At 70.6% G+C, this 16,118-nt stretch carries 15 protein-coding genes and 1 pseudogene; 10 read left to right on the plus strand and 6 right to left on the minus strand.

The annotated features are described in order from the left end of the window. Nucleotides 1-216: 216 nt before the first annotated feature. The 7 genes from DFR74_RS19760 (at nucleotide 217) to ppc (ending at nucleotide 8,662) form a co-directional block, all read left to right on the plus strand. A complete protein-coding gene (locus tag DFR74_RS19760) occupies nucleotides 217-2,607 on the plus strand; it encodes a sensor histidine kinase (protein WP_084537459.1) in 2,391 nt (796 codons plus the stop codon). Nucleotides 2,608-2,622: 15 nt separating this feature from the next. After that, on the plus strand, nucleotides 2,623-3,054 hold the full coding sequence (locus DFR74_RS19765; RefSeq protein WP_067506693.1) for a roadblock/LC7 domain-containing protein: 432 nt from the start codon (nucleotides 2,623-2,625) through the stop codon (nucleotides 3,052-3,054). Continuing rightward, on the plus strand, nucleotides 3,051-3,491 hold the full coding sequence (locus tag DFR74_RS19770) for a DUF742 domain-containing protein (RefSeq protein ID WP_067506689.1): 441 nt from the start codon (nucleotides 3,051-3,053) through the stop codon (nucleotides 3,489-3,491). The genes DFR74_RS19765 and DFR74_RS19770 overlap by 4 nt, the downstream gene beginning before the upstream one ends. After that, the gene (locus tag DFR74_RS19775; protein WP_198161708.1) at nucleotides 3,472-4,074 is read left to right on the plus strand and encodes a GTP-binding protein; all 603 of its coding nucleotides are present in this window, start codon (nucleotides 3,472-3,474) and stop codon (nucleotides 4,072-4,074) included. Before DFR74_RS19770 ends, DFR74_RS19775 begins: the two co-directional genes overlap by 20 nt. 44 nt (nucleotides 4,075-4,118) lie before the next feature. Beyond that, entirely contained in the window at nucleotides 4,119-4,655 is a 537-nt protein-coding gene (locus DFR74_RS19780) for a sugar O-acetyltransferase (protein ID WP_198161707.1), read from the plus strand. Between the two features lie 22 nt (nucleotides 4,656-4,677). Next, the gene (locus DFR74_RS19785) at nucleotides 4,678-5,808 is read left to right on the plus strand and encodes an AAA family ATPase (protein ID WP_067506682.1); all 1,131 of its coding nucleotides are present in this window, start codon (nucleotides 4,678-4,680) and stop codon (nucleotides 5,806-5,808) included. A gap of 79 nt (nucleotides 5,809-5,887) precedes the next feature. After that, the gene (gene ppc, locus DFR74_RS19790; protein WP_067506679.1) at nucleotides 5,888-8,662 is read left to right on the plus strand and encodes a phosphoenolpyruvate carboxylase; all 2,775 of its coding nucleotides are present in this window, start codon (nucleotides 5,888-5,890) and stop codon (nucleotides 8,660-8,662) included. A 54-nt stretch (nucleotides 8,663-8,716) separates the two neighbouring features. Here the strand turns inward: ppc and DFR74_RS19795 are convergent. The 5 genes and pseudogenes from DFR74_RS19795 to cynS form a co-directional block, all read right to left on the minus strand. Then, a pseudogene (locus DFR74_RS19795) lies at nucleotides 8,717-8,938 on the minus strand (dihydrofolate reductase family protein); the annotation flags it as partial. Nucleotides 8,939-9,100: 162 nt separating this feature from the next. Continuing rightward, nucleotides 9,101-9,919, minus strand: a complete 819-nt coding sequence (locus DFR74_RS19800) for an ABC transporter ATP-binding protein (RefSeq protein WP_067506819.1) — start codon at nucleotides 9,917-9,919, stop codon at nucleotides 9,101-9,103. Between the two features lie 27 nt (nucleotides 9,920-9,946). Continuing rightward, nucleotides 9,947-10,837, minus strand: a complete 891-nt coding sequence (locus DFR74_RS19805; protein WP_084537454.1) for an ABC transporter permease — start codon at nucleotides 10,835-10,837, stop codon at nucleotides 9,947-9,949. After that, nucleotides 10,834-12,084, minus strand: a complete 1,251-nt coding sequence (locus tag DFR74_RS19810; protein ID WP_067506671.1) for an ABC transporter substrate-binding protein — start codon at nucleotides 12,082-12,084, stop codon at nucleotides 10,834-10,836. The genes DFR74_RS19805 and DFR74_RS19810 overlap by 4 nt, the downstream gene beginning before the upstream one ends. A gap of 127 nt (nucleotides 12,085-12,211) precedes the next feature. Next, on the minus strand, nucleotides 12,212-12,664 hold the full coding sequence (cynS, locus tag DFR74_RS19815; RefSeq protein WP_067506668.1) for a cyanase: 453 nt from the start codon (nucleotides 12,662-12,664) through the stop codon (nucleotides 12,212-12,214). Between the two features lie 213 nt (nucleotides 12,665-12,877). Between cynS and DFR74_RS19820 the strand changes: the two genes are divergently transcribed. Then, entirely contained in the window at nucleotides 12,878-13,648 is a 771-nt protein-coding gene (locus DFR74_RS19820; RefSeq protein WP_084537452.1) for a helix-turn-helix transcriptional regulator, read from the plus strand. On the opposite strand, the gene DFR74_RS19825 is transcribed toward DFR74_RS19820, so the two are convergent. Beyond that, on the minus strand, nucleotides 13,609-13,920 hold the full coding sequence (locus tag DFR74_RS19825; RefSeq protein ID WP_147265857.1) for a hypothetical protein: 312 nt from the start codon (nucleotides 13,918-13,920) through the stop codon (nucleotides 13,609-13,611). The genes DFR74_RS19820 and DFR74_RS19825 overlap by 40 nt on opposite strands. A 317-nt stretch (nucleotides 13,921-14,237) precedes the next feature. Between DFR74_RS19825 and DFR74_RS19830 the strand changes: the two genes are divergently transcribed. Then, a complete protein-coding gene (locus DFR74_RS19830; RefSeq protein WP_067506658.1) occupies nucleotides 14,238-15,380 on the plus strand; it encodes a transcription termination factor Rho, short form in 1,143 nt (380 codons plus the stop codon). Between the two features lie 51 nt (nucleotides 15,381-15,431). Then, on the plus strand, nucleotides 15,432-16,112 hold the full coding sequence (locus tag DFR74_RS19835; RefSeq protein ID WP_198161703.1) for a HEAT repeat domain-containing protein: 681 nt from the start codon (nucleotides 15,432-15,434) through the stop codon (nucleotides 16,110-16,112). Nucleotides 16,113-16,118 lie beyond the last annotated feature (6 nt).

Genomic DNA, 16,118 nt, shown 5'->3' on the forward strand with positions numbered 1-16,118 from the left:
CGCCGGTCGCGCGGTGCACCGCGTCCCGCGCCGCGCGGTGAGCGGAACGAAATCTCGAAAATTGTTGATTACCAGCGTGTTGACAACCCGCGAGATGTCCGGATTGTCGCTTTTTCGCGTTGACGCTCCCGAGGCCCTGTGGCAGTTTGCTCGTGAATCCCGTGGGGGCCGGTTCGGGCCGTCGCGGCGAACGCGCGAGGAGCTTCCGTGGTGCGAATGCGGTCCGGACCCCGGCCGTCCGGCGTGGCGACCGGTCCGTCCGGGCGCGCCGGCTTTGTCGGCGGTCTCGTGCGTCCGCGCACCATTCGCGGGCGGCTCGCCCGGATTCTCGCCGTGTCGCTCGCGGTGGTTTTCGCGCTGCTGGCGGTCACCGCCGCCGCGCAGGTGCGGGCGTACCAGCGCGCCGGCGCGGCCGCCGAGTCGGTGTCGCTCGCCCTGGCGGTCCAGGACGTCCTGCACGAGGCGCAGCGCGAACGCGGTTTGAGCAACGGCATGCTCGGCGGGGACGCCGGCCTGGCGGGCGCGGTGGCCGACCAGCGGGGCGCCACGGATCGAGCCCTGCGCGCGCTGGACGGCGAATCATCCTCCGGCGCACCGGGTTCGGATCAGGTGCGGGCGGCCGTCGGGCGTTTGGCCGCGTTGCCCGCGGTGCGCGCCCAGATCGACGAGCGCCGCCTCGGCAGGCAGGCCGCGTTCCAGTTCTACACCGACGCCATCGACACCCTGAACCACCTGCGCCTCGGCCTGGACCACGCCGACGACGCCGCCGTGTGCCGCGGGCTGCTCGCCCTGTCCGCGCTGGGTGAGGCGAAGGAACAGACCGCCCGGGAACGCGGATTCCTCAACGGTGTCTTCGCGGCGGGCGGATTCGGGCCCGGCGAGTACGTGCAGTTCCTCGACATCCGCGCCGCGAAGACGATCGCGCTCGCCGCCTTCACCCGCGATGCCACCCCCGCGCACCGGGACCTGCTCGCCGCCGCGCTGGCCGGCGAGAACGCCACGCGCGCGGCGGAATCCGAGCGGGTCGCGGTGGACTCGGCGGCGGGGCCGCTGGTGCGCCCGGTCGATCCCGGTGACTGGTGGGCCCGGATGACGGCGGTGATCGACGAGCAGCGCGTCGTGCAGCAGGCGGTCGGCGACGCCGTGCGCGACCGCGCCGACGACCTGCGCGACCGTGCCGCCCTGGTGCTGCTGATCTTCGCGCTCGCCGCGCTGGCCGCCGTCGCGGCGGAGGTCGCGCTGGTGGTGGCGAGTATGCGCGCGATCGTGCGTCCCCTGGCCGAGCTGGCCGACGTGGCCGACGACGTGGCGAGCCGCCGCCTGCCCGAGGTGATCGCCGCCTGGCACGCCGACCCCGAGACGACGCCGGATCGACCGGCGCCGGTCCGCACCCCGCCCGGCGCGTCGGTCGAGATCGAGGCCGTGGCAGGCGCTTTGGACCGCGTCCAGGACACCGCGTACGCGCTGGCCTCGGAACAGGCGCTGCTGCGGCGCAATTCGACCGAGTCGATGGCGAACCTGGCCCGCCGCAACCAGAATCTCGTGCGCAGGCAGCTCGGCCTGATCAGCGAGTTCGAGCGCGAGGAACTCGACCCGAAGGCATTGTCGAACCTGTTCGAGCTGGATCACCTCGCCACCCGCATGCGCCGCAACGCCGAGAGCCTGCTCGTGCTCGTCGGCGAGGGCAGCCCCCGGAGCTGGGCCGCACCGATCGCCCTCACCGATGTGATCCGCGCGGGCCTGTCCGAAGTGGACGACTACCGTCGCGTGGTGCTGCGCCGGGTGGACGAGGTCGCCATCGCGGGCGCGGCGGTGAGCGAACTGGCGCACATCCTCGCCGAACTCATCGAGAACGGGCTCGCGTTCTCCCCGCCGGACCTCGAAGTCGAGATCTACGGCCGCAAGACCGCCGACGGCTACCTCCTCGCCGTCGTCGACCACGGGATCGGCATGGCGGAGGACCAACTCGCCGAGGCCAACGCCCGCCTGCGCGGCGAGCGCGACTTCCTCGTCGCCCCGACCCGCTACCTCGGCCACTACGTCGTCGGCCGTCTCGCTCGCCGCCTGGGCGTCGAGGTCGTGCTCGCGGTCGCCCCGGTGAGCGGTATCGCGGCGCGCCTGCGGTTGCCCGCCGCCCTGCTCGGCGGTGAGACGCCGGCCGCGGTCGCCCCGACGGCGTCGAGCGCGGTGGCTGCCCACGTCACCGGGGAAACTCGCGCACTCGCGGCCGGTCCGGTGCGGGCGCTCGAGGGTGGCGAAACACCGCGCACCGCAACGAATTCCGCCCCTGTGCCGCGTGCGACGAACAGTTCCGAGTTGTCTCCGTGGTTCCGCTCCGCGACGCCCGCTCCGGCATCGCCGCCCGCCGCAACGCCCACCGAACCGGAGCGCACCCGCAATGGACTCGTCAAGCGCACCAGGGGATCTAGACCCGCGCGCCCCGCGTCCACGCCCGCGCGGCCACCCGCCGCGCCGCCCGTCGAACGCTCACCCGAGGAGGTGCGCGGCATGCTCGCGGCCTTCCGCGCCGGGCACCAGCGCGGCGGCCCACGCACCGAGAACACCACGCCCGACGGCGATCTGGCCCGATCCAGCGCCGACCACTGAGCACAAGGGGAGTCCGTGACCACCGATCTGCGACCGACCGCCGACCCGCACACCTTCAACTGGATGCTGGCCAATTTCGTCCGCGACACCGACGGGGTGCGTGACACCGTCGCGGTGTCCTCCGACGGCCTGCTCATCGCCATGTCCGACGGGCTGGACCGGGCCGGTGCCGACCGGTTGGCCGCCATCGTGTCCGGACTGTCCGGCCTGGCCAGGAGCGCCTCGCGCAGCTACGCCTTCGACGGGCTGAAGCTCATCATGATCGAGATGCGCCGCGGGTTTCTGCTGGTGTCGGCGCTCGGCGACGGCAGCTGCCTGGGCGTGATCGCCGACGGCGGCTGCGATGTGGGCCTGGTCGGCTACGAGATGGCGGTGCTCGCCGACCGCGCGGGCGCGCTGCTCGACCCGGCGCTCATCTCCCGGCTGCGAGAGTCGTTGCGCAGATGAGCGATCCGGACCTGCCGCGACTGCCGGACCCGCGCATGATCCCGGTGACCCGTCCCGGCGGGTGGTTCGACCCGGCGAATCCGAGCCACGACACTGCCGAAAAGCCCACCGACGGTGCGGATTCCGTGGTCCGGCCGTTCGTCGTGACGGCGGGCCGCACCCTGCCGCTGCGCGACGATCTGCGCATCGAAACACTCGTGCACGCCACGCCCGCCGCGCTGTCGGCGCCGTTGCGCTTCGAGGAACGCACGGTCGTCCTGCTGTGTCAGCGGCCGCATTCCATCGCCGAGATCGGCGCGGCGCTGCGCGTTCCGGTGGGCGTGGCGAAGGTCGTGGTGAGCGATCTCGCCGCCGCGGGACACGTGACGGTGCGCGCCGCCGAGGAGCTCTCCACCGCCGCCATCGAGAGGATCAGGGATCTTGTCCGCGCACTCTGACACCCCAGCATCGCCCCAGTCGTCGGTGAAGATCGTCGTGAGCGGCGGATTCGGCGTCGGCAAGACCACGTTCATCGGCGCCATCTCCGAGATCGAACCGCTCGTCACCGAGGCCGCCATGACCGAGTTCTCGGTGGGCGTGGACGACGCGGGCCACCGCGCCGACAAGACGCAGACCACCGTCGCGCTGGATTTCGGCCGGATCACGCTGGACAGCTCGCTGCTGCTCTATCTGTTCGGCACACCGGGCCAGGATCGGTTCGTCTTCCTCTGGGACGATCTGTCCGATGGCGCGCTCGGCGCGGTGATCGTGGTCGACACCGACCGGGTGGAGGACTGCTACCCGGTGCTCGACTACTTCGAGGAGCGCGCCATCCCGTTCGTGGTGGTGGTGAACCGCTTCGAAGGCGGCGCGCACTTCGCCCTCGACGAGGTCCGCGAAGCCCTCGATCTCGACGAGTGGATCCCGCTGCTCGAATGCGATGCGCGGCAGCGTGATTCGGTGAAGGAGGTGCTGGTCGCGCTGCTCGAACAGGTGCTGGCGCACCGCGTCGCCCCATCCGCCGCCCACCGGGCGGGCTGACGCCCACGGCTACCGTGGGCCCGGTGGGAGAACAGAAGCGGCGAATGCTGAGCGGGGAGCTCTACAAGGACAGCGACCCGGAACTGGTGGCCGAGCGACGGCGGGCGCAGGCGCTGTGCGACGAATTCAACCGGACGGGACCGGACGAGACCGGCCGCCGCGAGGTCCTGCTGCGGCAGTTGCTCGGCAAACTGGGCGAGGGGTCGTGGATCATGCCGCGATTCCAGTGCGACTACGGCCATCTCATCGAGATCGGCGCGAACAGCTTCCTCAACTACGACGCCATCCTGCTGGACTGCGCGCCGATCACGATCGGTGACGACGTGTCGATCGGCCCGCGCTGCCAGCTGCTCACCGCGCTGCATCCGGTGGCGGACCACGAGGCCCGGCGGCAGCGCTGGGAGTCGGCCGCGCCGATCACGATCGGCGATAACGTCTGGTTCGGCGGCGGCGTCATCGTGTGTCCCGGCGTGACGGTGGGGTCGAACACGGTGGTCGGCGCGGGCAGCGTGGTGACCCGCGACCTGCCCGAGCGCGTGTTCGCCGCGGGCAACCCGGCCCGGGTGATCCGCGCGCTCTGAGCCGCCTGGCTAGCCTGGGGCCATGCTGACCACCCTCGCCGTCGAGAACTACCGCTCGCTGCGCAGGCTGGTGTTGCCGCTGGGCCGGCTGACCGTGATCACGGGCGCGAACGGCAGCGGCAAGTCCAGCCTGTACCGGGTGCTGCGGTTGCTGGCGGGGTTCGCGCGCGAGGGCGCGGTGGCGGCGCTCGCGGCCGAGGGCGGGCTCGACTCGACGCTGTGGGCCGGTCCGGGGCGCACGGCGCGCGACGAATCGCTGGCGCTGCGACTGGGTTTCGCGGGGGAAGATTTCGGTTACGCCGCCGACCTGGGCATTCCGATCCCCGGCGGCCCGGGGACGCTGTTCGGCCGCGATCCGGAGATCAAGGCGGAGGCGGTGTGGGCGGGGCCGGTGCTGCGCCCGGTCACCACGCTCGCCGAACGCGGTGGTCCGGTGGTGCGGCTGCGCGCCGACGACGGCGACTGGTCGCTGGTGCCGCACACCCTGCGGCCCTACGAGACCATGCTCACCGAACTCGCCGACCCGCAGCGCGCGCCCGACCTGCTGGTGCTGCGCGAACGCATCCGCTCCTGGCGCTTCTACGACCACCTGCGCACCGACGCCGACGCACCCGCCCGCACCCCGCGCCTGGGCACCAGGACCATGGCGCTGGCCCACGACGGCGCGGATCTGGCCGCCGCGTGGCAGACCATTCGCGAGATCGGCGACGACGAGAAGTTGAGCGAGGCCGTCGATCACGCGTTCCCCGGTAGCCGGGTCGACATCGTCGCCAGGGATGGGCGGTTCGAACTGCTGCTGCACCAGCCGGGCCTGCTGCGCCCGCTCGGCGCGGCGGAGGTGTCCGACGGCACCCTGCGCTACCTGCTGCTGGTCGCCGCGCTGCTCACGCCCCGGCCGCCGGAGCTGCTGGTCCTCAACGAGCCCGAGACCAGCCTGCACCCCGACCTGCTCGCCCCGCTCGGCGAACTCGTCGCCACCGCCGCCGAATCCACCCAGGTCGTGGTCGTCACCCACGCCGACGCCCTGCGCCACGCCATCACCGCGCACGACCCCGCCGCCCACACCCTCGAACTGGTCAAGGAATCCGGCGCGACCACCCTGCGCGGGCAGGGATTGCTGGACGAACCCGCCTGGTACTGGCCGGAACGTTGAGCCCGACGAACCACCGCGCGGTTGTGACCCCGATCGTGTCGGGCGCGCGGCACGGGGTGCCGGCAGTAGGGTCGGACCCATGACTGAGGCGCGGATCGAGACGGCACAGGACGCGACGCGGCCGCTGCGCGACGACATCCGGTTCCTGGGTGGCGTGCTCGGCGACACGATTCGCGATCACGAGGGCCCTGAGGTGTTCGACCTCATCGAGCGGGTGCGGGTGGAGGCGTTCCGGGTGCGGCGCGAGGAGGTGGAGCGCAGCGCGGTCGCGGAGATGCTCGAAGACGTCGACATCGCCGTCGCGCTGCCGCTGATCCGGGCGTTCAGCTATTTCGTGCTGCTGGCCAACCTCGCCGAGGACATCCAGCGCGACCGCCGCCGCGCCGTGCACGTGGGCGCGGGGGAGCCGCCGCAGGATTCGTCGCTGGCCGCCACCTACGGCAAACTCGACGCCGCCGCGCTCGACGCCGACCGCGTGGCCGATCTGCTCACCGACGCGCTCGTCTCGCCGGTCATCACCGCGCACCCCACCGAGACCCGGCGGCGCACCGTCTTCGACGGCCAGACCGCCATCACCGATCTGATGCGCCGCCGCCAGCGCTACACCGACGCCGAACCCGAGCGCGCCGCGATCGACCTCGATATCCGCCGCCAGGTGCTGTCGCTGTGGCGGACGGCGCTGATCCGGTTGGCGCGCTTGCGGATTCAGGACGAGATCGCCGTCGGCCTGCGCTACTACGAACTCACCCTGTTCGACGTGATCCCCGCGATCAACGCCGAGGTGCGGGCGGCGCTGCGCGCGCGCTGGCCCGACGCCGGCCTGCTGCCGCGCCCGATCCTGCGGCCCGGCTCGTGGATCGGCGGCGACCGCGACGGAAACCCTTACGTCACCGCCGATGTCGTGCGGCACGCGGCGCGCCAGGCCGCCGCCGTGGCCTTCGGCCGCTACCTGCGCGAGCTGGTGGAGCTGGAGAAGTCGCTCGCGCAGTCGGCGCGCCTGGTGACGGTGACGCCCGAGGTCGCGGCACTGGCCGAGGCCGGGTATCCCGACCCCGCCACCTTCGCCGACGAACCGTATCGCCGTGCGCTGCACCGCATCCGGGCCCGGCTCACCGCGACCGCCACGGCGGCGCTGGGCGCCCCGCCCGCCGACGGTGTCACCGATATCGCGGCCGAGCCCTATCCGACGCCGCAATCGGTGCTCGACGATCTCGACGCGATCGACGCCTCCCTGCGCGCCACCGGTGACGGCTTGATCGCCGACGACCGCCTCGCCGCGCTGCGCCACGCCCTCGAGACCTTCGGCTTCCACCTCCAAGGCCTCGACATGCGGCAGAACTCGGAGGTGCACGAACAGGTCGTCGCCGAACTGCTGGCCTGGGCGGGCGTGCACGCCGACTACGCGAACCTGTCCGAGGCCGAGCGGGTGGAGCTGCTCGCCGCCGAATTGCGCACCCGCCGTCCGCTGTTGGGCGCGAACGCCCGGCTCAGCGAGCTCGCCGCCAAGGAGGTCGGCATCGTCCGCGCGGCGAAGGAAGTCGTGGACACCTTCGGCGAGGAGGCGGTGCCGAACTACATCATCAGCATGTGCACGTCGGTGAGCGACATGCTGGAGGCGGCGCTGCTGCTGAAGGAGGGCGGGCTGCTGGATCCCGGCGCGCCGGAGGGGGCGGCGCGCTGCCCGGTGAACATCGTCCCGCTGTTCGAGACCATCGAAGACCTCGGCGCGGGTGCGGCCACGCTGTCGGCCGCGCTGGAGGTGCCGGTGTACCGGGATCTGGTGTCCGCCAACGGTATGCGCCAGGAGGTCATGCTCGGCTACTCCGACTCCAACAAGGACGGCGGCTACCTCGCCGCCAACTGGGCGCTGTACCGGGCCGAACTCGATCTGGTCGAAGTCGCGCGCAAGACCGGAATCCGGTTGCGGCTCTTCCACGGTCGCGGCGGCACCGTGGGCCGCGGCGGCGGCCGCAGCTACGACGCCATCCTCGCCCAACCGGCCGGGGCGGTGCGCGGGTCGCTGCGCCTCACCGAACAGGGCGAGGTGATCGCCGCGAAGTACGCCGAATCCCGTGCGGCGCACCGCAATCTGGAATCCTTGATCGCGGGCACCCTGGAATCGACGCTGCTGGACGTGGAAGGTCTCGGCCCCGACGCCGAGCCCTCCTACGAACTCATGGACGATCTCGCGGCCCGCGCCCGCGCCGCCTACGCGCGGCTCGTGCACGAAACACCCGGATTCGTCGCGTATTTCCGCCAGTCCACCCCGGTCGCGGAGGTGGGCGATCTCAATATCGGCAGCAGGCCCGCCTCGCGGAAACCGACCAACTCGGTCGCCGACCTGCGCGCCATCCCGTGGGTGATGTCGTGGAGCCAGGCCCGCGTCATGCTCCCCGGCTGGTACGGCACCGGCACCGCCCTCGAGGAGTGGGTGGGCGGCGATCCCGGCCGCCTCGCCACCCTCACCGACCTGTATCACCGGTGGCCGTTCTTCCGGACGGTGCTGTCGAACATGGCGCAGGTGCTCGCCAAGAGCGACCTCGACATCGCCGCCCGCTACGCCGACCTCGTCACCGATCAGGCGTTGCGCGACAACATCTTCGGCATGATCCGCGACGAGCACGCCCGCACCCTGCGCATGCACGCCGCCATCACCGGCAACCCCGAACTGCTGGCCGACAACCCCTCCCTCGCCGAGTCCATCCACAACCGCTTCCCCTACCTGGAGCCCCTCAACCAGATGCAGGTGGAGCTGCTGCGCCGCCTGCGCTCCGGCGACGACTCCGAACTCGTCAAACGCGGCATCCTCCTCACCATGAACGGCTTGGCCACCGCGCTGCGCAACTCGGGATAGGGCAACTCGGGACAGGGCAACTCGGGACAGGGCGAGCCCGCGAGATCCCGACCGTCACGTGCGCCAGATGAAGTGGTGGACGACGCCGCTCGGGCTAGGGACCCGCTCCGGATGGAACCGGTCGGTGAGATCGTCGGGGCTGGTCCACAGGCGTTCGCCGCGCCCGAGTTCGATCGGCGCCACCGCGACGTGCAGCGTGTCGACCAGGTCGGCGTCGAGGAATTCGCGCACGGTGGCGACACCGCCGCCGATCCGCACGTCCTTGCCGTCGGCATGCCCGAAGGGACGCTCCGCGCTCTGTCCCTCCCCGGAGCCGTACCCGTCCCGGGAGACGGTGAAGTTCTGAACGCGGGCCAACGGCGCCATCGGAATAACCCTTCTGATCGCGAGGTACGGACAGGGGACGCTAACCGAGCCGTACGCGCGAGACAATCACCCTCAGGCGGCCACGTCGGGCCGGGGCGCGGTGAGGGAGTCGAGCAGGGTGCTGCGGAGTTCGTAGAAGGTCTGGTCGCGGTTGAGGTCGGACTGGTTGCGGGGGCGGGCGAACGGCACGCGGATGTCCTGGGTGATGGTGGCGGCGGGCCCGTGCGACATCACCAGGATGCGATCGGACAGCACGATGGCCTCGTCGACGTCGTGGGTCACCATGACGACGGTGCGGCGCTCGGACTCCCACAGCCGCAGCAGTTCGCCCTGGAGGTCCACGCGGGTGAGGGCGTCGAGCGCGCCGAACGGTTCATCGAGCAGCAACACCTCGGGCTGCAACGCGAACGCCCGCGCGATGCCCACCCGCTGCTGCATGCCGCCCGACAGTTGTGCCGGCTTCTTGTCCTTGTGCGCGGCCAGTTTCACCATATCGAGGTAGTGATCGGCGAGGTCGGCGCGCTCCCGCTTCGGCAACTCGGCGCGGGCGCAGTTCAGCGCGAACAGCACGTTCTCGCGCGCGGTCAGCCACGGCAGCAGCACATGTTGCTGGAATACCACGCCCCGGTCGTGGCCGGGGCCGGTGATGGGGCGCCGGTCGAGCCAGAGCAGACCGCCGTCGGGCTCGGTGAGCCCCGCGATCATCGACAGCACCGTCGACTTCCCGCACCCCGAGGGGCCGATCAGCGTGACGAACTGTCCTTCGTCGACGGTGAGCGAGGTGGGCGCGAGCACCTGATTCCAGTGAGGTTTGGCCGGATACCACTTCTCGACGTTCTCCAGAGCGAGAGAACCGGCGCGCGGATCGTCCGAATCCTGGTGGGTGGTCATGATATTCACTTCCTGGTCGAAGAACGGTCAGCCGTGCGGGATCTGTTTCGCGCCCCACACCACGAGCCGGTCGAGGACGAACCCGACCGCGCCGATGAGCAGAATCGCGACCACGATGGCCGGGACGGACAGCCGATTCCATTGGTTCCAGACGAAATAGCCCATCCCGCGGCTGCCGACGAGCATTTCCGCCGCGATGATCACCAGCCACCCCGTCGACAGCGACAGGCGCAGCCCGGTGAGAATCGAGGGCAGTGCGGCGGGCAGCTGGATACTCCGGATCACCTGGGCGCGTGAGGCTTCCAGCGTGCGCGCCAACTGCATGTAGAGCGGGTTCACCTTCTGCACGCCGTCGATGGTGTTGAGCAGGATCGGCCACAGCGAGGCCATCACGATCACGAAGATCGCCGTGTTCTCCGAATCCCGCAGCAGCGCCAAACCCAGCGGCAGCCAGGCGAGCGGCGAGACCGGGCGCAGCACCTGCACGAAAGGTTCGGTGGCCCACCGGATCCGGGCCGAGTTCCCGAGCAGGAATCCGAGCGGAATGGCGATCACCGCGGCGAGGAGGAAGCCGGTGAGCACCCGCTGCAAGCTGGCGACCAAGTGCCAGAAGATGCCGACACTGGCCGGGCCGGTCACGTAGAACGGATCTTTCAGGATGGACACCAATTGGTCCCAGGTGCCGCCCGGGGTCGGCGCGAGACCGTCGGCGCCTTGGTCGGCGGTCGCCACCGACCAGATCCCGATGCCCACCACCGAGATCGCCAGGAAGAGCAGCACCGCACCGGCCACCTGGGCGCGCAGTGCCGCCCGGTCGGCGGCGATCTTCGCGAGCACGCTCGGCGCGGTGTCCGGTGGGGCGCTCGCCTTTTCGGCGGGCGAAGCGATGGTCTTGTCCAGGGTGAGGTCTCGGGTCATGTCGTCGATACCTGCTTCACGGTCCAGTGCGAGGGATGGTCGGGGTCGAATCGGCGGCCGTTGATGAGCAATTCGGTCGCCGGGGCGGGCGGCGGGACGCCCAGCGCGGTGAACGCGGCGCGCGAGGCGTCGGCGTCGAACACCGAGCGAACCGTGTCGCGATACTCTTGCGCCGTCGTCCAGCGGCCGGCGCCGGCCAGCCCCCACCGCTGGAACTGCGTCAGCATCCAGATCCCGAACGCCTCCTGCGGATACGGCTCGAACCGGACCCGGTCGGGCACCCGGCGGGCGATCCCGGTGCCGTCCTGGAACTCGCCGGTGAGGATCGCCTCGAGCAGTTGCGGTTGCTGGTTCAGGAACTGCTCCGGTGCCATGGAACGTGCTGCGGCGGCGCGGTTCTCGGCCTTGTCGCTCCACAGCGCGGCGTCGTGGACGGCGCGGGTGAGCGCCTGGTAGGTCACCGGATTCGCTTGCGCGAACTCGTCGTTCACGCCGAACCCGCAGCACGGGTGCCCCGCCCACAGGTCACGCGTGAGCGTGAACAGGTACCCGGCGCCGGTCGCGACGGCGCGCTGGTTGAACGGATCGGGCCCGAGATAGCCGTCGACGCCGCCGGTCATGAGGTTGGCGACCATATCCGGCGGCCGCAGCACCCGCAGCTCCACATCGGTGTCGGGATCGAGTCCGCCCCGGCTGAGGTAGTCGCGGATCAGCAGGTTGTGCACCGAGTAGTCGAACGGCACGCCCAGCCGCATCCCCGCGAAGTCCTCCGGGCCGCGCACCCGTCCGAAGTGCTTGCGGTGCAAGGTGATCGCCTGACCGTTGGTGTTGGTGATCAGCGGCAACCGGGTGCGCATCCGTCCGGAGGCCAGCCCCTGGTCGATGGCCAGCGGCATCGGGGCGAGCATGTGCGTCGCGTCGATCTCGCCCGTGGCGTAGGCCGCCCACACCTCGGCCCAGCCGGAGAACTTCTTCAGCGTCACGTCCAGGCCGTGCTTGGCGTATATCCCGAGCGCCTTGGCGTTCACGATCGGCGAGGAACAGGTGATCGGAATGAATCCGACGGTGATCTTCGGCTTTTCGATACCCGGCAACGGCTCGAGGGCGACGCCGGGCACGGTGGTGCCGGACGCCGGTGCGGCGGCGGGCGGCGGGGGCGCGATGGGCGCGCACGCCGCGGTGGCGTACGCGCCGGCGACCGCGGCGCCGATACCCAGGAACCGCCTGCGGGGCAGCGGGCCCGGCATCCTCACGCCTCTCTCGGCGCGCGGGATGTGTTGCGGCCCCGTGCGAATGGTTGGCTGGCGGTCGGCATCATTCATCTCCGATACGGTGTGCGTCGCGAGAACGGGTGTTCTCGGATCGCGAGAGCGGTCAGAACTTGTAGTCGAGGAATTTCCCGTCGAGGGTCACCACCACGCGATCGCCGTCGGGATCGGGGCGGCGTTCGACCGTGAGGGTGAAATTGATGGCGCTCATGATGCCGTCGCCGAACTCCTCGTGAATCAATTCCTTGATCGCGGGCCCGTAGACGTTGAGCGCCTCGTAGAAGCGATAGATCGTCGGGTCGCTGGGCACCGGATTGTCGAACGTGCCGCGGTAGGGCTGGGTGCGCAGCGCCTCGACCACGGCGTCGTCGAGATCGAGCAGCGCGCCCACCGCGCGGGCCTCGGGTTCGGGCATCGGATGCTGCCCGTGCAGGGCGGCGATCGTCCACGCCGCGGGCCTGCCGATTTCCGCCGCGATCTCGCGCCAGGTGACCTTCTTCCTGATGCGTTGCGACACGACGTGTTTCGTGGCTTCGGCTTTGTCCATGATGGCGTCCATCGGCACTCCTCTCACCCGCACCACCGTCGGTGCGCTGCGTTCAGTCGACCATTTCGCGCGGGTCGCGCAGAAGCGAAAAGGGCGCACGGGAATGGGCAATTCGCGCACGGTTCCGGATGGCGGAATCGATTAACGGCGGCGTAACGGAATGCGCCGGAGACGTAACAATCGCGGACCTACACTGGCCTTTTCGGTACGGAAGCGCGAACAACGATGAGTACAGCCGCAATCGCCGTGGCGCGGCAGGTGGTCCATTCGATGGATCAGGCCGCGTGGGTCGTGGACCAGACCGGGCGGATCGTGATGATCAACCGCTCGGCGCTGTCGGTCCTCGGCTATCGCGGCGACGACGACGTGGTGGGCTGCTGTAGTCACGCCGCCTTCCATCATCACCACATCGACGGCGCGCCCTACGACCGCTCGACCTGCCCGATCCTGCGCGCCGCCGGGGGCACGCTGCCGTCGCGGGGCGGCACCGAGTGGATGATCCGGCGCACCGGCGTCGCGCTGCCGGTGTCGTGGTCGGCGTCGGAGCTGCGCCTCGACGCCGCGCGCATGCAGCTGATCACGCTGACCGTGCTGGACCGGTTGGCGGTCGAGGACGAACTCCGCCTCGCCCGCGAACGCATCTCGGTGCTGGAGCGGCGCGCGCTGTTCGAGAAGGCGCGCGATCTGATCGCCATCCGCGCGGGGGACCCGGACCTCACCCCGGTGACGCTCGCCCGCGAATTGCACGTCTCCCTGCGCTACCTCCAGGCCGCGTTCGCCGAGTCGGGCAGTTCCCCCGCCCGCGGCATCCGCGTGGCGCGACTGACCCGGGCGGCGAGCCTGCTCGAATCCGGGCTGACCGTGTCGGACGTGGTGGAACAGTCCGGATTCTCCGACCCGTCCACGTTCCGTCGGGCGTATCGCAGGCACTTCGGCACCACGCCGGGTGCCGGGCGTCAGAGCGTCGCCAAGCCGAACGACATGATGCTGCCGTAGAGAATCGGCACGACCCCGGAACCTGCCAAGAACAGCAGGTGATCGAGGGCGCGGCTCCGACCCCTCGTGCGGATCGCGTAGATCGCACTCGCGAGGGTCCAGATCGCCAGTGTCAGAACCGATCCCAGGGCGATCGCGAACCACGCGAACGGCCAGCACGCGACGACACACAGCACCCACAGCACGAACCCGGCGGCCAGCCCCGCCAGCAGGTGACTCGCGGCTTTGAGCCACCGCACGGAGGAGTGCCGCGCACCTGCCCTCGTGCTCATGGTGACCACCTTGTCGCCGGAAAGATCCTGGTCGGAGTCTATTCCGGCGGGACCCGCCCGGGGTCGATGTGCGAGCGGCATCACTACCGGGGGAACACAAGCGGGACTGTTGCGCGTTGTGCCGAATGCCGCTACCGTTGATGCGGTCTGCAGCTCGTGGTCGCAGGTGATACCTCCCACGAGAATCCATGTTCGCCCCGGCGGTCTCATCCGTCGCGGTATCCGCACATCGCCGGCGTAGCTCGGCAGTCGCCGCCCCTCTCGACGGGCGGTGTTCGCGGCGATCCGCCGCACCCTCACTCACTTCAGGAGGAATCATGCAGGACAACACTATTCAGAATCGGGACGCCGACGACCGGGAAACGGTCACCGGCATCCTCGACATCACGGGCAACACCCCCGCGCTGCGTGTGGAGGGCTACCTGCCCGGACCCGGCGACGCGCACGTGCCGACGCGGTTGATCCGCGAGCACGGGCTGCGCCGGGGCGACACCGTCGTCGGCACCCTCGGGCCCCGGCGCGACAACGCGAAACTCCCGCCGCTGGCCCGCGTCGACAGCGTCAACGGCCTGCCGCCCGAGAAGGCCCGCAACCGGCCGCATTTCGGCGATCTGGTGCCGATCTACCCGCGCGACCGCCTGCGGCTGGAAACCGAATCGCACGAGATGATCACGCGGGCAACAGATCTGGCCATGCCGATCGGCAAGGGGCAGCGCGCCCTTGTCGTCGCGCCGCCCAAGGCGGGCAAAACCACGGTGCTGCAATCGATCGCGCACGGCATCGCCAAGAACCACCCCGAATGCCACCTGATGCTGGTGCTCGTCGGCGAACGCCCGGAGGAGGTCACCGACCTGTCCCGCGCGGTGCCCGCCGACGTCGCCGCCGCCACCTTCGACCTCCCCGCCCCGGACCACATCGCCCTGGCCGAACTCGCCATCGAACACGCCAAGCGACTGGTCGAGATGGGCCGCGACGTGGTGGTGCTGCTGGACTCGCTCACCCGCCTGGCCCGCGCCTACAACCTGGCCGCCACCGGCTCCGGTCGCATCCTCTCCGGCGGCGTCGACGCCGGCGCGCTGGCCCCGCCGAAGAAGTTCCTCGGCGCCGCCCGCAATATCGAGCACGGCGGCTCGCTCACCATCATCGCGACCGCGCTGGTGGAGACCGGCTCCCTCGCCGACACCGTGATCTTCGAGGAGTACAAGGGCACCGGCAATGCCGAACTGAAGCTCGACCGCCAGCTCGCGGATCGCCGCCTCTTCCCGGCGATCGACCTCAGCCGTTCCAGCACCCGCAAGGAGGAACTGCTGCTCACCGTCGACGAACTCGCCGCCACGCATTCCCTGCGCAAGACCCTCTCCGGCCGCGAGCCGCAACAGGCCCTCGAACTGCTGCTCACGGGTCTGCGTCAGACCGAGACGAACGCCGAATTCCTCGCCCAGATCATCCGCGCCGGATAGTTCCGCTTGACCTTGACACTGTGACAAGGTCTTGAGTGGTGGGCGAAGGAGGTGGTTGTCGTGAACACAACCCATCGCGGCGGGCCGGACGCCCGCCTCGCCACCGCTCTGGCCGCCCCGGATGCGTCGGCCCGGCTGCGGGCGGCGCTCGAGGTGGGCACGCTGGGCGATCCGCGCTTCGCCGAAACCCTGGTGGCGCGCTGCGCCGTGGAGCCGGACTTCTTCGTCCGGGACATGCTGACCTGGGCGTTGTGCCGGCTGCCCGCGGACATCACCGTGCCCAGGCTGCTGGCCGAACTCCGGTCGGAGCGGGCGCAGGCGCGCAGCCAAGCGCTGCACACCCTGTCGAAGATCGGGGACCGCGGCGCCTGGCCTGCGGTGTCGGGCCTGCTGCACGACGAGCACGACGAGGTCGCGCTCAGCGCGTGGCGGGCCGTGGTGGTGCTCGTGCCGCACGGCGCGGCGGAAGGGCTTGCCGCCGATTTGGCCGCCGCCCTCGGCCGGGGCGATCGGGAGATGCACCTGAGTCTGAGTCGCGCGCTGGCGGCGCTCGACGAGGCCGCCGCGCCCGTGCTCGCCGCCGCCATGGCGAGCCCGGATCCGCGCGTGCGCGCCCACGCCGAAGCCACCGAACGACTCCGGCTCGACCCCGAGAGCGGGTTCACCCTCGCGGTCGAGGCGGCCAAGCGTGTCGCCGTAATCGGCTCGAACACAATCGGTTCGGACACTTAGGGAAGG

The sequence above is a fragment of the Nocardia puris genome (assembly GCF_003315035.1).
Classification (GTDB): Bacteria; Actinomycetota; Actinomycetes; order Mycobacteriales; family Mycobacteriaceae; genus Nocardia; species Nocardia puris.

Coding starts and splice junctions, on each gene's coding strand:
- DFR74_RS19760 (WP_084537459.1), top strand. CDS start 217: ATGCGGTCCGGACCCCGGCCGTCCGGCGTGGCGACCGGTCCGTCCGGG.
- DFR74_RS19770 (WP_067506689.1), top strand. CDS start 3,051: ATGAGCGATCCGGACCTGCCGCGACTGCCGGACCCGCGCATGATCCCG.
- DFR74_RS19780 (WP_198161707.1), top strand. CDS start 4,119: ATGCTGAGCGGGGAGCTCTACAAGGACAGCGACCCGGAACTGGTGGCC.
- DFR74_RS19785 (WP_067506682.1), top strand. CDS start 4,678: ATGCTGACCACCCTCGCCGTCGAGAACTACCGCTCGCTGCGCAGGCTG.
- ppc (WP_067506679.1), top strand. CDS start 5,888: ATGACTGAGGCGCGGATCGAGACGGCACAGGACGCGACGCGGCCGCTG.
- DFR74_RS19800 (WP_067506819.1), bottom strand. CDS start 9,919: ATGACCACCCACCAGGATTCGGACGATCCGCGCGCCGGTTCTCTCGCT.
- DFR74_RS19805 (WP_084537454.1), bottom strand. CDS start 10,837: ATGACCCGAGACCTCACCCTGGACAAGACCATCGCTTCGCCCGCCGAA.
- DFR74_RS19810 (WP_067506671.1), bottom strand. CDS start 12,084: ATGCCGGGCCCGCTGCCCCGCAGGCGGTTCCTGGGTATCGGCGCCGCG.
- cynS (WP_067506668.1), bottom strand. CDS start 12,664: ATGGACGCCATCATGGACAAAGCCGAAGCCACGAAACACGTCGTGTCG.
- DFR74_RS19820 (WP_084537452.1), top strand. CDS start 12,878: ATGAGTACAGCCGCAATCGCCGTGGCGCGGCAGGTGGTCCATTCGATG.
- DFR74_RS19825 (WP_147265857.1), bottom strand. CDS start 13,920: ATGAGCACGAGGGCAGGTGCGCGGCACTCCTCCGTGCGGTGGCTCAAA.
- DFR74_RS19830 (WP_067506658.1), top strand. CDS start 14,238: ATGCAGGACAACACTATTCAGAATCGGGACGCCGACGACCGGGAAACG.